The sequence below is a fragment of the Paenibacillus sediminis genome (assembly GCF_017873765.1).
GTDB classification, from domain to species: domain Bacteria; phylum Bacillota; class Bacilli; order Paenibacillales; family Paenibacillaceae; genus Paenibacillus_AG; species Paenibacillus_AG sediminis.
Genome location: NZ_JAGGKP010000007.1, coordinates 1 through 15846 on the forward strand (window position 1 = coordinate 1; position 15846 = coordinate 15846).

14 protein-coding genes are annotated in these 15846 nt (G+C 44.7%); 4 read left to right on the plus strand and 10 right to left on the minus strand.

Translation table 11 applies throughout. The features are described 5' to 3' along the window. Window positions 1–279 precede the first annotated feature (279 nt). Entirely contained in the window at window positions 280–726 is a 447-nt protein-coding gene (locus tag J2Z20_RS12905; protein WP_209850842.1) for a YhjD family protein, read from the plus strand. A 5-nt stretch (window positions 727–731) separates the two neighbouring features. Here J2Z20_RS12905 and J2Z20_RS12910 read toward each other — a convergent pair whose 3' ends face one another. The 3 genes from J2Z20_RS12910 to J2Z20_RS12920 all read right to left on the minus strand — a co-directional run bounded on the left by J2Z20_RS12910 (window position 732) and on the right by J2Z20_RS12920 (window position 2029). Further along, complete coding sequence (locus J2Z20_RS12910; protein WP_209850845.1) at window positions 732–947, minus strand: hypothetical protein; 216 nt, start codon at window positions 945–947, stop codon at window positions 732–734. An 89-nt stretch (window positions 948–1036) separates the two neighbouring features. Next, the gene (locus tag J2Z20_RS12915; protein WP_209850849.1) at window positions 1037–1369 is read right to left on the minus strand and encodes a hypothetical protein; all 333 of its coding nucleotides are present in this window, start codon (window positions 1367–1369) and stop codon (window positions 1037–1039) included. Window positions 1370–1447: 78 nt separating this feature from the next. Beyond that, complete coding sequence (locus tag J2Z20_RS12920) at window positions 1448–2029, minus strand: xanthine phosphoribosyltransferase (RefSeq protein WP_209850852.1); 582 nt, start codon at window positions 2027–2029, stop codon at window positions 1448–1450. A 165-nt stretch (window positions 2030–2194) separates the two neighbouring features. Here J2Z20_RS12920 and J2Z20_RS12925 point away from each other — a divergent pair, with 165 nt between their 5' ends. Then, window positions 2195–3244 (plus strand): YkvI family membrane protein, encoded by a 1050-nt coding sequence (locus J2Z20_RS12925; protein WP_209850855.1) that lies wholly within the window; start codon window positions 2195–2197, stop codon window positions 3242–3244. Here J2Z20_RS12925 and J2Z20_RS12930 read toward each other — a convergent pair. From J2Z20_RS12930 to J2Z20_RS12940, 3 genes are read right to left on the minus strand one after another with little or no spacing between them, the layout of a single operon-like run. Continuing rightward, the gene (locus J2Z20_RS12930; RefSeq protein WP_209850858.1) at window positions 3228–6419 is read right to left on the minus strand and encodes an ATP-binding protein; all 3192 of its coding nucleotides are present in this window, start codon (window positions 6417–6419) and stop codon (window positions 3228–3230) included. The genes J2Z20_RS12925 and J2Z20_RS12930 overlap by 17 nt on opposite strands. Window positions 6420–6424: 5 nt before the next feature. Next, a complete protein-coding gene (locus J2Z20_RS12935) occupies window positions 6425–7708 on the minus strand; it encodes a metallophosphoesterase family protein (protein ID WP_209850861.1) in 1284 nt (427 codons plus the stop codon). Window positions 7709–7722: 14 nt separating this feature from the next. Next, on the minus strand, window positions 7723–8847 hold the full coding sequence (locus J2Z20_RS12940; RefSeq protein WP_209850864.1) for a glycosyltransferase family 4 protein: 1125 nt from the start codon (window positions 8845–8847) through the stop codon (window positions 7723–7725). Between the two features lie 102 nt (window positions 8848–8949). Here J2Z20_RS12940 and J2Z20_RS12945 point away from each other — a divergent pair, with 102 nt between their 5' ends. Then, window positions 8950–10110, plus strand: a complete 1161-nt coding sequence (locus J2Z20_RS12945; RefSeq protein ID WP_209850867.1) for a GGDEF domain-containing protein — start codon at window positions 8950–8952, stop codon at window positions 10108–10110. Window positions 10111–10144: 34 nt separating this feature from the next. Next, window positions 10145–11515, plus strand: coding sequence for an RsmF rRNA methyltransferase first C-terminal domain-containing protein (locus tag J2Z20_RS12950; protein WP_209850870.1), 1371 nt, complete (start codon window positions 10145–10147; stop codon window positions 11513–11515). 50 nt (window positions 11516–11565) lie between these two features. On the opposite strand, the gene J2Z20_RS12955 is transcribed toward J2Z20_RS12950, so the two are convergent. The 4 genes from J2Z20_RS12955 to J2Z20_RS12970 form a co-directional block, all read right to left on the minus strand. Continuing rightward, the gene (locus tag J2Z20_RS12955; protein WP_209850873.1) at window positions 11566–12552 is read right to left on the minus strand and encodes a hypothetical protein; all 987 of its coding nucleotides are present in this window, start codon (window positions 12550–12552) and stop codon (window positions 11566–11568) included. Between the two features lie 84 nt (window positions 12553–12636). Next, window positions 12637–13437 (minus strand): Cof-type HAD-IIB family hydrolase, encoded by an 801-nt coding sequence (locus J2Z20_RS12960; protein WP_209850876.1) that lies wholly within the window; start codon window positions 13435–13437, stop codon window positions 12637–12639. A 44-nt stretch (window positions 13438–13481) separates the two neighbouring features. Continuing rightward, complete coding sequence (locus J2Z20_RS12965) at window positions 13482–14252, minus strand: pseudouridine synthase (RefSeq protein WP_209850877.1); 771 nt, start codon at window positions 14250–14252, stop codon at window positions 13482–13484. After that, window positions 14249–15799 carry an RsmF rRNA methyltransferase first C-terminal domain-containing protein gene (locus tag J2Z20_RS12970; RefSeq protein WP_209850880.1) on the minus strand — a complete coding sequence of 517 codons (1551 nt, stop codon included), beginning with the start codon at window positions 15797–15799 and terminating at the stop codon, window positions 14249–14251. The genes J2Z20_RS12965 and J2Z20_RS12970 overlap by 4 nt, the downstream gene beginning before the upstream one ends. Window positions 15800–15846 lie beyond the last annotated feature (47 nt).

Consider the following 15846-nt stretch of genomic DNA (forward strand, 5'->3'; position numbering starts at 1 on the left):
CGTAAAACCGCGGAATATCAACGCTTAGGCTATCGGACAGGCTCACGTTCACCTGAACCGTGCGCGTCTGCCAATTCCGCCACGACCGCAAGTATAAATGTACACTGATGTTCTTCAGCGACAATGTTTATGATATCACGCATAAAATGGAGAGTCAACCTTCTAAATGACCCCAATAATTTACAGCTTGAATGTATGGATTTCACCTTGATTAAATGACACATGTTCGGGTAAAATAGGAACGTAAGTTCGTATTTTTACATAAGGCAGGTGGGCATAATGGCATCGGTGCTTATCACTAACGATGAATTGTCACTGATTAAAAGTTATTTAATCTATATATTTATACAGCGTGTATTTGAACGGGATTCCAAAATTATGGAACAGAGCGGCGTATTTAAAACACCAGAACTATATATTGAAGTTGTTCAGACAGCTATTGACAGGGTATCACTGCTCCTTCGTGAAGCGAAGAAGCAGTTTCAGCAGCATCACATTCGTGTCTATTCGATTAAGCAAAGCGATGCTGGCATTACAGCGCATTACGAATGCCGTGGATATCACGGTCAAATGAATATTCTATGGTCGACATTTCGAGCTGAAATGATGAAACGGATGCGTGCTTATTTAGGATACAGACCTCGTGAAACAGTAGAAGAGCCGCTCCTTATAAACGACTCTCCTGTTTCATTCTATATTCATACATCGCCTTCAGAACACAGTTAATTCCTTCACTCGAAAGGATTACGGCGCGGAGTGCTAAAAGGCTGGATATCGTAGGATCGGTTTAATTTTACGACACGCCGATTTTGTCTGCGGATTAAGACGTGCTCCTCATCCCAAGCGACAACGATGCCAATCACATCATTCGTCTCAAGCGCATCGCGAACGACCCTCACCTTCTCTCCAGAAAGGCGGTATGTATTCAGTTGTTCATCGCTAATCATTACCTAATGTCTCCTCCTCAAAAAAGAGACCTAAATGATTCATCTCATTCAGGTCTCTGTACGTGTGTTCATTTCTAATATTCCTAAATTTATTGCCGCTGCGCATGCTCTTTGCTATCGTTATTCTCGAACCAGAAATCAAGCACTTTGGCAGACATCACTCGTTGTTCTAAGTATTCCACTTGGCTCGGAGTAAACTGTTTCTTCCAATCGAAAGACAGTTGTTCGCATAAGCTTACAATGGTCAACAATTCGGACCAAGCAACATAGCGTTTATACCAAAAGAACTGAGGATGTTCAATCATATAGGGATAAAGGTCATCAAATTCAGTATGTTTACAATCTACTGCACGCTCGAAATGAACCTTTGCTTCCGTTAATTTATCCATAAAGAATTGTTCAGTTACCGGTTCTTTCCCCATGTTACTGCCTCCTCTCCCTAGTTAACCCTATTATAAGCCATAAATTTATTGCTGCAAAGGAATTGTTGCCGTATAGGCTCAGGCTCGTTCGTCGGCAAATGTAATTTTACCATTCGCAAGCGAAGTGATTTTAGCTAGTGATTCAAGACGAATTCCTTGTTCACGTATTGAACTAGCCCCATTTTGAAAACATTTCTCCACAACGACCCCAACGCCAACCAGCGATGCACCGGAGCGCTCAACAATTTTAATAAGTCCTCTTGCCGCATCTCCATTCGCAATAATATCATCGATGAACAAAACTCGGTCCTCTTTCGATAGAAATTGGCGGGAGATAATAATATCTGTCACGATCCCCTTCGTAAATGAAGGGACACGTTCACTTAAGGAATCAGCATCTGCAAGCAGCGTCTTCTTTCTTCTTGCGAAGACGAGCGGTACGCCTAGCTCATAGGCCGTTGCAAAGGCAACTGCAATGCCTGAAGACTCTACGGTGACTACCTTAGTCACGCCTTCCTCGCGAAAGAGACTCGCAAATTCCTTTCCCATTTCCATCGTAAGCTGCGGATCTACCTGATGATTAAGCAGCGCATCCAATTTTAGAACGTCGTCTGATACGATGACGCCTTCGTCCGTAATTTTCCGTTTTAATAAATCCATGAAGGGTCCCCCTAAAATAGTTCCAGTTCCTTTCCGTAAAAGTAACACACCTATCTATGTTCTATCAACCGTTTTTACTGCTTTTTCTTCAGTTAAATACGTTCATAGTCATGTCCAGTTCTGTTGTGTCATAACTTGTACTATAAGAACATAAGGGGGATCAGTATGAAAAGTGTTGTCCGTGTGTTGCAAATTGCTTTTACATATATCGGAACGATCGTGGGCGCTGGCTTCGCTACAGGCCAGGAAATATTGCAATTTTTCACGCAATACGGCAGATGGGCGACTATAACGATCCTCGTATCTACGATTCTGTTCATTTGGCTCGGTACCAAAACGATGCTGTTAGCGAACACAATTAAAGCAACATCATATGAAAGCTTGAATAAACACCTATTCGGCGAACAAGCAGGCAAATGGATTAGTCTGTTCATGCTGGTTGTACTCATTGGAGTGAACAGTACGATGCTCGCTGGAGCAGGTTCTGTATTTATGGAACATCTAAATTTTCATTATCAAACAGGACTAATCATTACACTGGTAGGCAGTTATTTTCTGCTCAACCGCGGAATTGAATCCATCCTTCAAATGAATTCCATTGTCGTACCGATGATGCTCGCGCTGTCTGTCCTTATCATTTCTAACACCATCCATATGCCGAATGCAGACCGATTCATTCATTTAACCACTGACAGCAGTTTAACTGCAACGTGGGCTGCCCCTTTTATGTACACTGCCTTTAACTTATCGATGGCCCAAGCTGTACTTGTACCAATTGGTTCACATACGGAAAGCCGTAGAGTCATCCGCTTAGGCGGCATTATCGGCGGCATTGGCATTGGATTTATGTTAATGGCTGCACATTTTGCAATGTCTCCGCTCATGCCTGGCATTATGCAATTTGAAATTCCGATGGGCAATATCGCCTCCATGCTCGGTATCGTGATTCAAATCGTATATGTCATTCTTATTTACTTAGAAATCTTCACAACATTCGTTGCCGACATCTATGGCGTTACATTACAGCTTCAGCCGCGCATCTCGCTCTCACCGAAATTAATTCGGATAGCTCTCTTGTTCATCTGCTTCTTCCTGAGTCAATTTGGATTCAGCTCGCTGCTTTCCATTTTGTATCCATTGTTCGGTCTAATTAGTATGGTATGGATTGTTATGCTTGTTAGGGTCAATAATTCGAGTGTCAAGACGATAAAGTGATCAGCTTCGATTCGGGAATTACCTTCTTAATCTGCTCTACGACATGCTGATGGCATGTCATAAGAACGATTTGGTGCATTTCAGCTACCTGTTGGAGAACCGTTAGTGTCCCATCTAGCCTTGCCGCGTCGAAGTTCACGAAAATATCATCAAAGAGCAGCGGCAGCTTTGTCAGTCCGGACATAGAATCTGCTAGAGCAAAGCGCATAGCTAAATAAAGCTGCTCTGCAGTTCCTCGGCTTAATCTAGCGCTCTCGATCATACTGCCGTTGTTATGCTCAACGAGCAGTTCCTTATGTCCCACTTTCATCACAATTCGAACGTATCTTCCGCCTGTCATTGCCCAGAAATAGCTCGATGCCATTTTCAGCACTTGGGGCTGCTTCTCTTCTTCATATATTTTTTGAGTTCTTGCCATGAGCTCTCCGCATATCGCCATGACTGCGTATTGATCGACAATGCCTGCAAGCGCAGTACGCTGTTCCTCGAGTTGTTGCAGATGATCATCCTTATGATGAAGAGACTCTATCGATTCTCGTTCTTGGAGCAGACGTCCCCGCAGCTCCTGCAAGGCCGTTAGCTTCATCTCATGCTGCCTTAGCAGCGATCTCGAATGCTCAAGCTCTCTTTCCAGTTCATCCCCATCTGCATGAGTCAAGAGTTCATTTAATTCCTCTTGCTCTGTCTGATCGAGTCCAGTATATATAGCCAAGCTTAAATGCCGCGCCTCTTGCTCTAACTGTTTACGTCTTTCTGCCGCTGCCGCATTTCTTAGAAGACTTTCTTCATCGCTCGCTTGCCCTTCTTGCAACAGTCTGTCTTGGAGTGAACTGAGCTGCTGCAGACGATCGCGGTTTTGCGATAACTGAGTCTCTACAGCGTCCTTCTGTAAACGAAGCTTGTCCCACTCCTGCTTACGTCCTTTTTGTTCTTCCAGCGTTGCTCCAATTTGATGCAAATATGCGGCTGCAGAGACGCCTTCTTCTGGTCTGCGGCCCTCCAGCACTGCACAGCAAGCGTCCTCAAACAATTCACAATCCTGCTGAGTTTGGGCAAGCCTGTGATCCAGCTTACCTATTCGATGTACAATGTCCATCCCTTGCTCTGTAAAGGCGAATATGTCCAATACCGCCTCCGGTGAAAGATCAGGTTCCAATTTCCGCGTGACAAGCCACGCTTCCCAGTCTTGTTCCAATTGTTCAAATTTCTGCTCTTGCGCAGAAGTTTCGATCAGGACACGTTCCACTTCTGCCCTAGCAACTTCCCACCGGCTGCGTGCGGACTCCACATCGCGACGCAAGAGTTGATTATGCTGAATAAAGTGCTTAAAGCGGTCCATAAGCAGACGTATTTGCTGCAGTTCCCGCTCCATTTCACCGGCATCGATGATGAAATTGTCGGCCTTACCCGAACGTCCTGCCGCAGTAAACGGGTGATGAAATAGAGAAGAGAGCAGCTGCTGAAGCCGCTCTTCTGCCCCATTTTGTTCCCGACTTTTTGTTTTGTTAAATGAACCTCTTCTCGTAGACGTCTGTTTATTTTTCAACCCTTGCAGTAACAGGACATCAACAGCCAGCAGTACAGCCGCGGAAATAGCAGCTCCCCAAGTTGTACCTGACAGCCACAACAGCAAAGGCATAATTACAGTGAACACTGCACTCCCCGTGAACAGCTTTACATATAAGCTGCGCATTTTTCGGCTAAACTGGATTTCAGCTTCTTGCTGCTGTTCTCTGCTTACAATCGTCATTTTCTGTTCGCGCCATCGATCCAGCTCATACTGCAGTTCATTCCAGAGGCTCACAATTTGCTCTTCATCCGCAGGCTTCAGCATCGAAAATTGATTCTTCCCATCTGCAACGCTTTCCGATAAGCGGACTTCAGCAGACTTAACCTCCATCTCAGCTGCAGATAATCGGCGCCTGCTCTGCTGCAGATCGCTTTGCAAATGATCCATTTCACGATCATAGTTTGCGAACTGCTCAGCATAACGGCGAACGGCTTCCCTTTCGCCCACCGCTCCTGAGAAGGACTGAAGATCATCTTCATTCCAAGCTGCATTAATTTGGCGCAAGATTCTAGATAGCTGAAGCTGTAACGACTCTTTTTCCGCCTTTAACTGGGTCAGCTCTTCCTTACGCTTCTCATAGTTCTCCAGTCTGCTGTATAACTTATCGATAATAGCCGACTGTTCAAGCAGTGGTTCATCGAGTGTAATACTGTTTATTTCAAGAAGGAGACGATCTTTCGTACGCTGAAGTTCATTGATCGTAAGATGTATGTTGCTTAATTCCTGCTGAGTCATGTTCCAGCGCTCCACAATGTTTTCCGGGAATTGTGAAAATACAGGCAGAGAGGCAAGTTCCATCTTCACTTCTTGCAGCTTCAGCCACGCTTCCCGTACACTTATTGTTCTCTGAAGCTTCGTTACATCAGCTTGAAGCTTAGATTTGAGCTGCTCAAGTTCTGCCAAATGCTTATCGGTGCGCTCCAGTTCGGCAGCAAGCTCGTTAAACCGTCCTATATGCAGACGGCTCTCGGCTATGGTATCTTCCAGTTTCTCAATACTTTGTATAATTTTAGCTGCTTCTTGATTTCTTCCTCTCGGTTTATACAACTTGTCCATTTCAGCAGTCAGTTTACGTTCAGCATGAACGATCGATGAACCGCCGCCGATACCGGCATGAAATAAGAAGCTGCTCATTTCTTCGGATTGAAGAAGCGCAACCTCTTGCAGTTCCGTAAGTGATATCGCGAAAATTTGCTTGAACATTTCCCGGGACATACCACCTAGCAAAATACGTTCCATCTCACTCTGAGTCAACTGCTCTAAATTGCCTTCCGCATTCGTTCTTGTTATACGAAGACGTTCACTGCGGCCTCCTTGCAGCTTTGTCCCCTCAGGAGGCTGAGCGTAACGTTCGATAAGCCACTTAGTTCCCTCTTCATCCGAAGCGATCATGCTCCCTCCGTGTACTCCAGAGTGAACAGGTTCGTAACGTTCTTGCGTATATGTTCGACTAGGAATACCATAGAGCATCGATCGCATAAACCCTAGAACTGTACTTTTACCAGCTTCATTAGGACCATATAGAATCGTTACATTCTCATCCAGATCAAATTCTCTTTGCTGGATGTGGCCAAAACCTTCAATGTGCAATTTATGTATTTTCATAACCATCACCCCAGATCTGAATGATCATGAAGAAGCGCAGCTGCCATCTCCTTCGCACGCTTTATTAAATTTATTTTATCTTCATGGCTCATCTTATTTAGCAGCTGACGTATATGGCGATTCTCAGCTAAAGGCGCCAGTGCACTGTCGACAATTTCTTCACCTAGTTTTTCGTCCCGCTCAGCTTTCTGACCTAATCGAAACAGTTCGCCGAGAAAGCTGTCCTCTTCAATGAGCAGCTGATGGTCCACTTCAGCGCTGGTGGCCACCTTTATTTTCTCGATCCACACCAATTGGTGAACAGGATGAAGGGCCTCTCGTCTTCGTATTTCCTGAAGCAGATCCTCCAGCACATATCCTGCTTCCAGCTTATGATGCAAAATCCCTCGACCCGTTATATGAATCCGAACAAGACTCATTTTGCGTGCAGACTTCTCCCTAATGACGTCCAGGAGCTCCTCAATATTTAATTTCAAATCTTCTTCGGTCTGCATTCCGTCAATGGACAGTTCTTCTTCATACCAACGAACGTTGGCCAGTTCATGAAATGTAAGAGAACACTTGCTTTCCTCGTTTACATCTACAACGTAGCATCCTTTAGGGCCTGTCTCCTTAATATGCCGTCCCTGAATATTTCCAGGATACACGATTGCAGGTGACACACTCAGCACTTGCCTTTTATGAATATGACCTAATGCCCAATAATCAAACCCGGAACGGAATAAATCATTCCGGGTGCAAGGTGCATACGAATCATGCTCGTTATTTCCATCTACATTGGCATGCAGAATTGCAATATGAAAGAGATTGGATGCAGAATCCCGTGTGAAAGACAACGCTAAGTTATCCGTTATTGACGATGTCCGGTACGAAACACCGCCAACGACTGCAACGGGTTCGCCTGTGCCGCGATGGCAAGCGATCACCTTCTCAACTTCAGGTCCAAAAACATGAACATTGCTGGGCACACGCAAGTTAGCTTTCGGACTATCAAGCGGGTCGTGATTGCCGTGGATCATATATACTGGAATGCCGTGATGTTCTAACTGCTGCATTGCCTCTTGAAACCTTAGCTGAGCACGAAGCGAAGACTGCCCCGCATCATAAATGTCGCCGCTTAGTACGATAAAATCGACCTTTTCCTCTACTCCGAGCTGAACTAAGTTTTCTAAAGCGGCAAATGTAGATTCCCTAAGATGTGCCCTGACTTGATCTGTAACACCTGATAAGCCGATGAAGAGACTGTCTAGATGTAAATCTGCCGCATGTATAAAACGAAATGGCTGCATCACTACTCACTCTTTCATTTTTGATATTGCAAATATATTTTTTTCAATTCATGTACGACACGGCTTAGTGAATATTCTGATTTCGCCTTATCCCATCCCGATCTCGCTAATTCGTAGCGGTAGGCTGGGTCGATGATAACTTTCTCCATGGCATCCGCCAGAGCTATCGGGTCTTCAGGAGGGACAAGCAGTCCATTAACACCATCTTCAATTTGCTCAGCGATACCGCCGACGTTCGTTCCTATTAAGGTGAGCAGGCACAGTGCCGCCTCGGCGAACACAGACCCGAATGCTTCTGCCCTTGATGGAAGGACAAAGATATCAAAGAACGGCATAAATTCTTCGGGATGAAGCGTATATCCGTAAAAAATAGTTTCATTATATATTCCTAATTTTTTCGCGAGCTGCTCTAGTTCCATACGAATTGGACCATCACCAATAATATGAAGAACATAACTTTGCCCTCTATTTTTCAGCTCAGCACACGCATACAGCAAAATATCCAGCCCTTTCGCAGGAACTAAGCGGCATACTGTAATAAATTGCGGAACCTCATTCTCGTGAGGAATTGGCTTAAATCTTTTCTCGTCATAGCCGTTCGGAATGACTGTAATGTGATCCGGTTTATCCACGTAAGAGGATAAGTAATCTCGAAATGAATAAGACACGGTGAGGAGTCGATCCGCCCGGTGTTCTATTTCTCTATATATCGAAGTGAGAAATTGATGTTCCAGTCCGCCCTCCTCAATCCGTCCGTTGAGTATAAGCTCGCGTTCATAACTCGAGTGAATCGTCTGAATAACGGGCGTGTCTGGGAATACTTGCTTCATTACAAGTCCTGCAATGGGATGATGTGCATGAATAAGATCAAACGGCTTCGTTAATCTTAGTTTGGTCCACCACAAATAATCTTTGTACGTTTGTATATATTTTTGAACAATTGGACTTTGTTCATAACGTTTCCAATCAAAGGTATGAAACTGGATTTCCTCTTGACCTTTATTCCGAATCCGTTTTGGAAGAGAGAAAAGCTCCATCTCCCAGTGCGGTGAACTAAAACGTTCTTGTAAATGCGGAATCATTGAGGATACACCCCCCGGTTGTTCCGGCGGAAAGAATAGCGCCTGCAGTAATCTCATGAGGAGTTCCTCCTTTCAAAGTGTCTTTTCATAAGTTCTAAAATTATGATATATTAGAACATATGTTTCAGTAAAGGAAAAACAAACGTTGGAGTCGATGGAATGGCTGAAGCTTACACTAGCGGAATAACCGGCATCATCCCGGTCATTGCGGCATCATGTGCCCTGTATATCGTATTTCTTATGACCATCATGTCGGTCACCATGTACCGCAGACAACTCAAAAATAATGCCTATTTATTTATGATTGCTGCCTTTCTATTTATTATGACTTATGAAGGGCTGAACATCTATTTTAGTCTTTCTCCCAAACATGCAGAAGGAGACTATCCTTTATCGCAAACTGCGTTACAAGTCCTTTCTTTTATTCTGCTGAATACGGCTGTGTATCAGCTGTATCACCGAATGAACCAAACTGCAAATACATTGTTTGGGATAATGCTCGCCGTTCTTCTCATCCCTTTGATTCCAGATTCATTATTTCGGGTCAAAGGTCACTCTGAGTGGCGGTTCATATACCTAGATCTGTATCAGCTTGTTGTCATTTATTTGAGTGTCGTACTCATTGCCCCTCGGATCAAACAAAAAACGAAACTATTCGCAGGCTTAAGCATTTATTTTCTCATGCTCATCCTTGGACTGATGAAACGATACGTCATTCCAGACGAACCACTGCTCATGATTACAATTCAGCTTCTGCCGCTCGTATATTATACGCTCATTTTTTTAATTTTGTTTGAACGAATTGTTGAATTGATGCAAAACATTTATCGATCTTCAATTACTGACGGATTGACTAGCTTATACAACAGACGTTTCTTCTTGAAGAGCTTGACCAACTACATAAATGAAGGTTTGAAAGTATCGCTCATCTTCTGTGACATTGATAACTTCAAGAAATTAAATGACACAGAGGGGCATGCGAAAGCGGATCAAGTGCTTAAGCAAGTCGCAATGATCATCGACGAAGAATTAGCGGGAATCGGAGTTGCTGGAAGATACGGCGGCGAGGAACTTGTGGCACTCGTTGTCGATAAGAGGGCATCCGTTAGTCAAGTCGCTGAACAAATTAGATCTCGCGTGGAAAAAGAAACCATCGTAACCATTAGTGTAGGATACAGTGTATTGAAGAAAAATGTATCTACAGAACAATTTATAAAACAAGCGGATGAAGCTATGTATCGTTCGAAAACAACCGGCAAAAACAAAGTGACTGCCTTCCGCCAGTCTCCTTCAAGAGCCGCGGCTATAGAGGAAGGCTAATCTACTTCATTTATAGAAAGAGGTTACCGTGCTAATGGGACAGCAATCTTTACCTGAAGCTTATCGTGAACAAATGAGTTCGCTTCTAGGTGAAGAGACTAAGGCGTTTCTGGACAGCTATGATTCCCCCCGTACACAGGGACTAAGAATAAATACGCTTCGGACGTCTCTCACTTCACCGATCGTAGAGCAAATAAAAACAAGTTTTGGATTAAAACCGGTACCGTGGTGTCCTACCGGTTTTTATTATGAGGAGCAGTCTCGTCCTGGAAAGCATCCTTATCATGCAGCAGGACTGTATTACATTCAAGAGCCTTCGGCTATGTCCGCTGCCGAGCTGCTTGCACCGAACCCCGGTGAGACTGTGCTCGATTTGGCTGCCGCTCCTGGCGGTAAATCAACGCAGATTGCTGCCCGGATGCAAGGACAAGGTCTGCTTATCTCCAATGAAATTCACCCGCAGCGCGCAAAAATTTTAGCGGAAAATATAGAGCGAATGGGAATCACCAATGCCGTAGTGACGAATGCAGCACCGGGCGAGCTGGCATCGCGATTTCCTCAAGCTTTTGACCGAATTATGCTGGACGCTCCTTGTTCTGGAGAAGGCATGTTCCGTAAAGATCCTGACGCAATCAAAGAATGGTCCATTGAACATGTTCACATGTGTGCTGCGAGACAGTGGGACATTGTGCAAGAAGCGCTCAAAATGCTGAAGCCTGGCGGCACACTCGCTTATTCGACCTGCACATTCAATACGGAAGAAAACGAAGAAGTCATAGAGCGAATACTGAATGCCTATCCGGAAATGGAGCTCATCACCTCCAAGCGGATTTGGCCACACAAGGACATGGGAGAAGGTCATTTTGTAGCTCTTTTGCGTAAGAGCGAAGCATCGAACACATTGTCAGACAGACGTCCTGCTACATCATCACGTAAAAAGAGCGGAAGAGGCAAACAGCCTGATGCTCAAACGTATTGGAAGGAGTTTCTTACTTGGACGAAGGATGAGCTTCCTGGCTTCATCCCTCCACATGGCACACCGATTCTGTTCGGTGAATCTCTATATTTACTGCCGCAAAGCGCGAGCTTATCTCTTCAGGAGGAACATTTGCAAGGTCTCAAAATTCCGCGCGCAGGTCTTCACGTTGCTGAACTTAAGAAAAACCGCGTCGAGCCTGCTCATGCTTTAGCGATGGCTATTCAGCCTGATGCAGCAGCAAGAAGCATAAGTCTAGATGCGGACTCTGCCGAGGTTATGGCCTACTTGCGAGGAGAGACACTTCAGATTGAGGCGGATATGAAAGGCTGGACGCTTGTTACTGTCGATGGCATTCCACTTGGATGGGGTAAAGCAAGCGGCGGGCAACTGAAAAACCATTTGCCTAAAGGACTGCGGTTATTCTAAATCAAATGAAAATAACACAATCCCCCTCGTTCTATACGAGGGGGATTTGTCTAGATCAGTATCTCATCAATGACCTCATTACGATACAGCATCGTCAAATGCAGTGCATCGAACGTTTTTTCTTTTCTAAGCTCCTGCTTCAAGCAATTAGCAATGTTCTGTCTGCTCTGACTGGTTCCCGGAATATCAAAGTCAATAAAGCCGGATATTTGACGACCGCTAATATCGATCGTAGCCGTGCCGACAGGAAGTCCGCCCCTTTGCCTCTCATATACGGCGTAAGTCAGCATCTCCCCATCTTTTCGTGAAAGTGTCACATAGCATTCTTGGTCTTCTTTGTGGCCTGGATACTGATTATCCTGTCTATTGAAATCGTCATAAGCGAGTTCAATCCTCTCAAGCCAGCCTTCTTCCGTCTTCATATCTATTGAGAAGGTATCAATCTCCTGATCGTCCCATTCACGAATTAACAGATCAACAACCGCATCGATCTCGGCTTCACTTGGATCATACTTCCACTCTACTGTACCCACAATATCTGCGCCATATTGTTTCAGGGTCACTTCAGCTAGCAGACGGCCCTCTTCATCTTGAACTTCATATTGCGACACATTGCGGCCAGCACTGATCAGCTCCAATTGTAATTGCTGATTGTCATTATCATATACAAAAATGTCCGAAGAGGAATAAGGTAATGAGTTCATTTCCTCTTCATTCTCATCTTCTTCATTAAATAACCCTTTATTGCCGCTCTCATCGATTATTCGCTCGACCGTGCTGCACGTCACGAACACTTCATAGACATCCGTAGCGACTGCATCGCTTAATTGTACAACGTAATCCCGTATAAAGTTAATGACTTCATCCTTGGCGTGCTCCGGCAAATTTTCCTCGTCCAAATGTACACCGCCAGCTAGACGGTGACCTTCACGATATACTAAAGTGAGCGAACCTACATACTGATTGTGAAACATAATATCCTGCACTTCACCGTTCACAGTTCGCAGATCTGGACGCAGAGTCACGACAGGGTTCATGAGACATTTTTCCTCCTTTAATTTCCATTAGCTTAGACTAATTTCCATTAATAGCGTGTCCCATTCACGATAGACTATTCCAAATTAAGACAGACAGTACTTCACTAGCGCCTGATGAACACCATCTTCATTATTCGTAGCTGTCACATCATCAGCCGCTGCAATGACGCCGTCTGGCGAATTGCCCATCGCGATTCCAGTACCGGCATACGTAATCATCGAAATATCATTGAAATAATTTCCGATCGCGAGTACTTCGCTTGGCTTAATTCCTTTTTGCTCTGCTAGATACCTAAGTGCCGCACCTTTGGAAGCTTCCGGATGCATTAGATCAATAAAATATTCACCGCTGCGGAACATATTAAACTCTGGTGTCCATGTGCTCCATTCACTGTATACCTTATCGAGCACTTTCGCTTCACCAAAAGCTGTAAACTTTACTATTGGTTCGCTAAAATCAGCCCAAGCAGGCAGATCGAGCGGCTCCATTAAATACTTTTCATACATGGCAGCCGTTTCTAAGGCTAATCCTTTCACACTATCCACATAAAGACCAAATGCAGTATTCACATCGAAATGAATGCCGTGATCCCGGCAATAATGGATATATGGATCTAGTCCTTGCGGATTTAGCGGAAATTGATGAACGATTTCTCTTGTCTCAACATCAACAGTTGCCGCTCCGTTATGGGACAGCACATACCCTTTTAATCCAAGCTGCTTCATATACGGAATCGAATTGGCCGGTCCTCTTCCTGTACAGAGCACAATTTCTGTCCCCTGGGCTGCAACTTTCTTAATCGTCTCTGCAGTCCGGTCAGTCAGCTCATAGTTATCATTCAGCAAAGTTCCATCAATGTCTAAGGCAACCAGTTTGTATTTCATATCTCCATCCATCCTTTTATCTATCTGCTTTATCATTTATGTTATCAAAGATTTGTTTTCCCTTGATTAGCTCTCTGTAAAGACAACAGTTCTTCCTCAGTCAGCTCGCGGTATTCTCCTAATGGCAGAGATTCATCAAGCTGAAGAGGACCCATGGACATTCGTTTTAAGTAGACCACTTTCTTGTCTACCGATTCGAACATTCGCTTCACTTGATGGAATTTCCCTTCATGAATGGTCAGTAAAATATGAGAAATGACTTGTCCTTGGCGCTGCTGCTTCTCCTTCACAATGAGCTCAGCAGGCATTGTAACGTATCCGTCATCCAGCGTAACGCCTTTAGCAAACTGTTCAATATCAGCTTCCCCTACGTCTCCGGCAACATGAGCAAAGTAGGTTTTCGGAACATGCTTGCGCGGGGACAACAAATCATGGGCAAGCTGACCATCGTTCGTTAACAGCAGCAGCCCTTCTGTATCCTTATCGAGTCTCCCTACAGGAAACGGATCAAATACCCGATCATCAGGTGCGAGCAAATCCAGAACAGTTCGATCTCTTAAATCCTCCGTAGCGGATACGACGCCTTGCGGCTTATGAAGCATGAAATAAACGTATTCTCGGTATCTGATAGTATCGCCGCCGAATTCAATAACATCCTGATACGGATCAACTTGAATACCGCTATCCTTAACTACTTTTCCATTTACGAGAACGGCCCCTTGCTTTACGCTCTTCTTAATATCACTCCTAGAGCCATAGCCTAAATGTCCTAATATTTTATCAAGACGCTGCGTTTTTCTACCGGATCCACTCATGCTCCCATCCACCTCCATCCTGCAGGATATTCATTTTTCAGTATACCGTCCAGCCATTTTCCCCAGCCCATAGCATAGCCGTCAACACAGACGAGTACATAGCCTTTAGGCTCTGCATTTCCTTTACATAGAATTCGGTCCCTATCCACTTGCAGTGTCTCACCCTTCAAGTAACGGATTGCTTCAGGGTGATCTGAAGACAACTCAAGCACCCGCTTTGCTTCTTCTGGGTGAAGAGCAGCCGCTAGAGGATGTGAGGGCATAAACCGTCCATTCTTAACTGTTCCTGTATAAAATCCAGGGCGCACCACTTTCAGTCCCTGGAGCAGCGATGGATCAATGACCGTCTGATATACATGATCGCCATAAGTTACGGTTATACCTGGCAAATCAATATCAAGCTCTTGTTGGGCAAACCCAACATAGCTTTCAAGGTGTTCTTGAGCAGTATCTTTCCGCTGACCCGAATGCTTTTCTTTTTTGTTAGGGCGGCCTGATTTACGTTTTTGCTCTTCTCGCACATATGTACGATCCGCTCTGTTCGATTTCCAATGCTTTTCTATAAACTCATATCCAGAAGGTTCAGAGCGATCTCCGCCGTGCTTAAGTACAGTAACAAAATGTCCCTCGCCTTCGATTAAATGTGGCCACAGTCTGCCGCAGCCTGCCGTCTCTTCAATTGCTTCTTTAGAAAAATGAAACTCCGGATCCTCCTCTTGAAGCTGCTTAAGCCAATCTGGACGTCCTGGCGCAAAAGAACCCATACCTCCTATTGGCATAACATGGAACTCTTCGTGCGCATCTAGAAACTCAGCGATCATCGCCTCATTCTCCTCAGGGGAGAACGTGCATGTAGAGTACACAATCGTGCCTCCAGGAGCTAACAGTGATGCTGCCACCTTCAAAATATCACGCTGCATGAGCATGCACTTCTCTACCGAATGAGTTGCCCATTGCTTAGCCATATCTTCGTCCTTACGAAACATTCCCTCACCAGAACATGGCGCATCGATTAATATTTTGTTGAAAAAATGAGGGAGTACGTTTGCGATACGTTCTGGTGATTCATTCAGCACGACTGCATTTCGGACCCCGTACAGCTCAATATTTTTGGCCAGCGCCTTTGTGCGCTCTGAGTTAATATCATTCGTCACGAGCACACCTTGACCTTGCAGCTTGGCTGCAATTTGTGTTGATTTCCCTCCTGGCGCTGCGCATAGATCGAGCACTCGATCACCTGGCTCAACCTGAAGCACTTCCACTGGTGACATCGCGCTTGGTTCTTGGATGTAATATAACCCAGCATAATAATATGGATGTTTACCAGGCTTCACGTCGTCTTGAATATAATACCCTGTATCGCACCACGGAATTTGGCGAAGCGCAAACGGCGATATGTCCCTAAATTGCTCGTTTGAAATTTTCAAAGTATTTACCCGAATGCCAGCGTATTTGGGAGCCTCATAAGACTTCATAAAGGCATCAAATTCATCGCCCAATAACCGCTGCATACGATCTATAAATAATGGAGGCAACCAAATTGCCATTCGTGTCATCATCCTGTTCACATAAAAATCGTCAATGAAACTATTCT

What these genes read in the sequence shown, in the direction of transcription:
- J2Z20_RS12905 (WP_209850842.1), top strand. Translation starts at nt 280, where the DNA reads ATGGCATCGGTGCTTATCACTAACGATGAATTGTCACTGATTAAAAGT.
- J2Z20_RS12910 (WP_209850845.1), bottom strand. Translation starts at nt 947, where the DNA reads ATGATTAGCGATGAACAACTGAATACATACCGCCTTTCTGGAGAGAAG.
- J2Z20_RS12915 (WP_209850849.1), bottom strand. Translation starts at nt 1,369, where the DNA reads ATGGGGAAAGAACCGGTAACTGAACAATTCTTTATGGATAAATTAACG.
- J2Z20_RS12920 (WP_209850852.1), bottom strand. Translation starts at nt 2,029, where the DNA reads ATGGATTTATTAAAACGGAAAATTACGGACGAAGGCGTCATCGTATCA.
- J2Z20_RS12925 (WP_209850855.1), top strand. Translation starts at nt 2,195, where the DNA reads ATGAAAAGTGTTGTCCGTGTGTTGCAAATTGCTTTTACATATATCGGA.
- J2Z20_RS12930 (WP_209850858.1), bottom strand. Translation starts at nt 6,419, where the DNA reads ATGAAAATACATAAATTGCACATTGAAGGTTTTGGCCACATCCAGCAA.
- J2Z20_RS12935 (WP_209850861.1), bottom strand. Translation starts at nt 7,708, where the DNA reads ATGCAGCCATTTCGTTTTATACATGCGGCAGATTTACATCTAGACAGT.
- J2Z20_RS12940 (WP_209850864.1), bottom strand. Translation starts at nt 8,847, where the DNA reads ATGAGATTACTGCAGGCGCTATTCTTTCCGCCGGAACAACCGGGGGGT.
- J2Z20_RS12945 (WP_209850867.1), top strand. Translation starts at nt 8,950, where the DNA reads ATGGCTGAAGCTTACACTAGCGGAATAACCGGCATCATCCCGGTCATT.
- J2Z20_RS12950 (WP_209850870.1), top strand. Translation starts at nt 10,145, where the DNA reads ATGGGACAGCAATCTTTACCTGAAGCTTATCGTGAACAAATGAGTTCG.
- J2Z20_RS12955 (WP_209850873.1), bottom strand. Translation starts at nt 12,552, where the DNA reads ATGAACCCTGTCGTGACTCTGCGTCCAGATCTGCGAACTGTGAACGGT.
- J2Z20_RS12960 (WP_209850876.1), bottom strand. Translation starts at nt 13,437, where the DNA reads ATGAAATACAAACTGGTTGCCTTAGACATTGATGGAACTTTGCTGAAT.
- J2Z20_RS12965 (WP_209850877.1), bottom strand. Translation starts at nt 14,252, where the DNA reads ATGAGTGGATCCGGTAGAAAAACGCAGCGTCTTGATAAAATATTAGGA.
- J2Z20_RS12970 (WP_209850880.1), bottom strand. Translation starts at nt 15,799, where the DNA reads ATGGCAATTTGGTTGCCTCCATTATTTATAGATCGTATGCAGCGGTTA.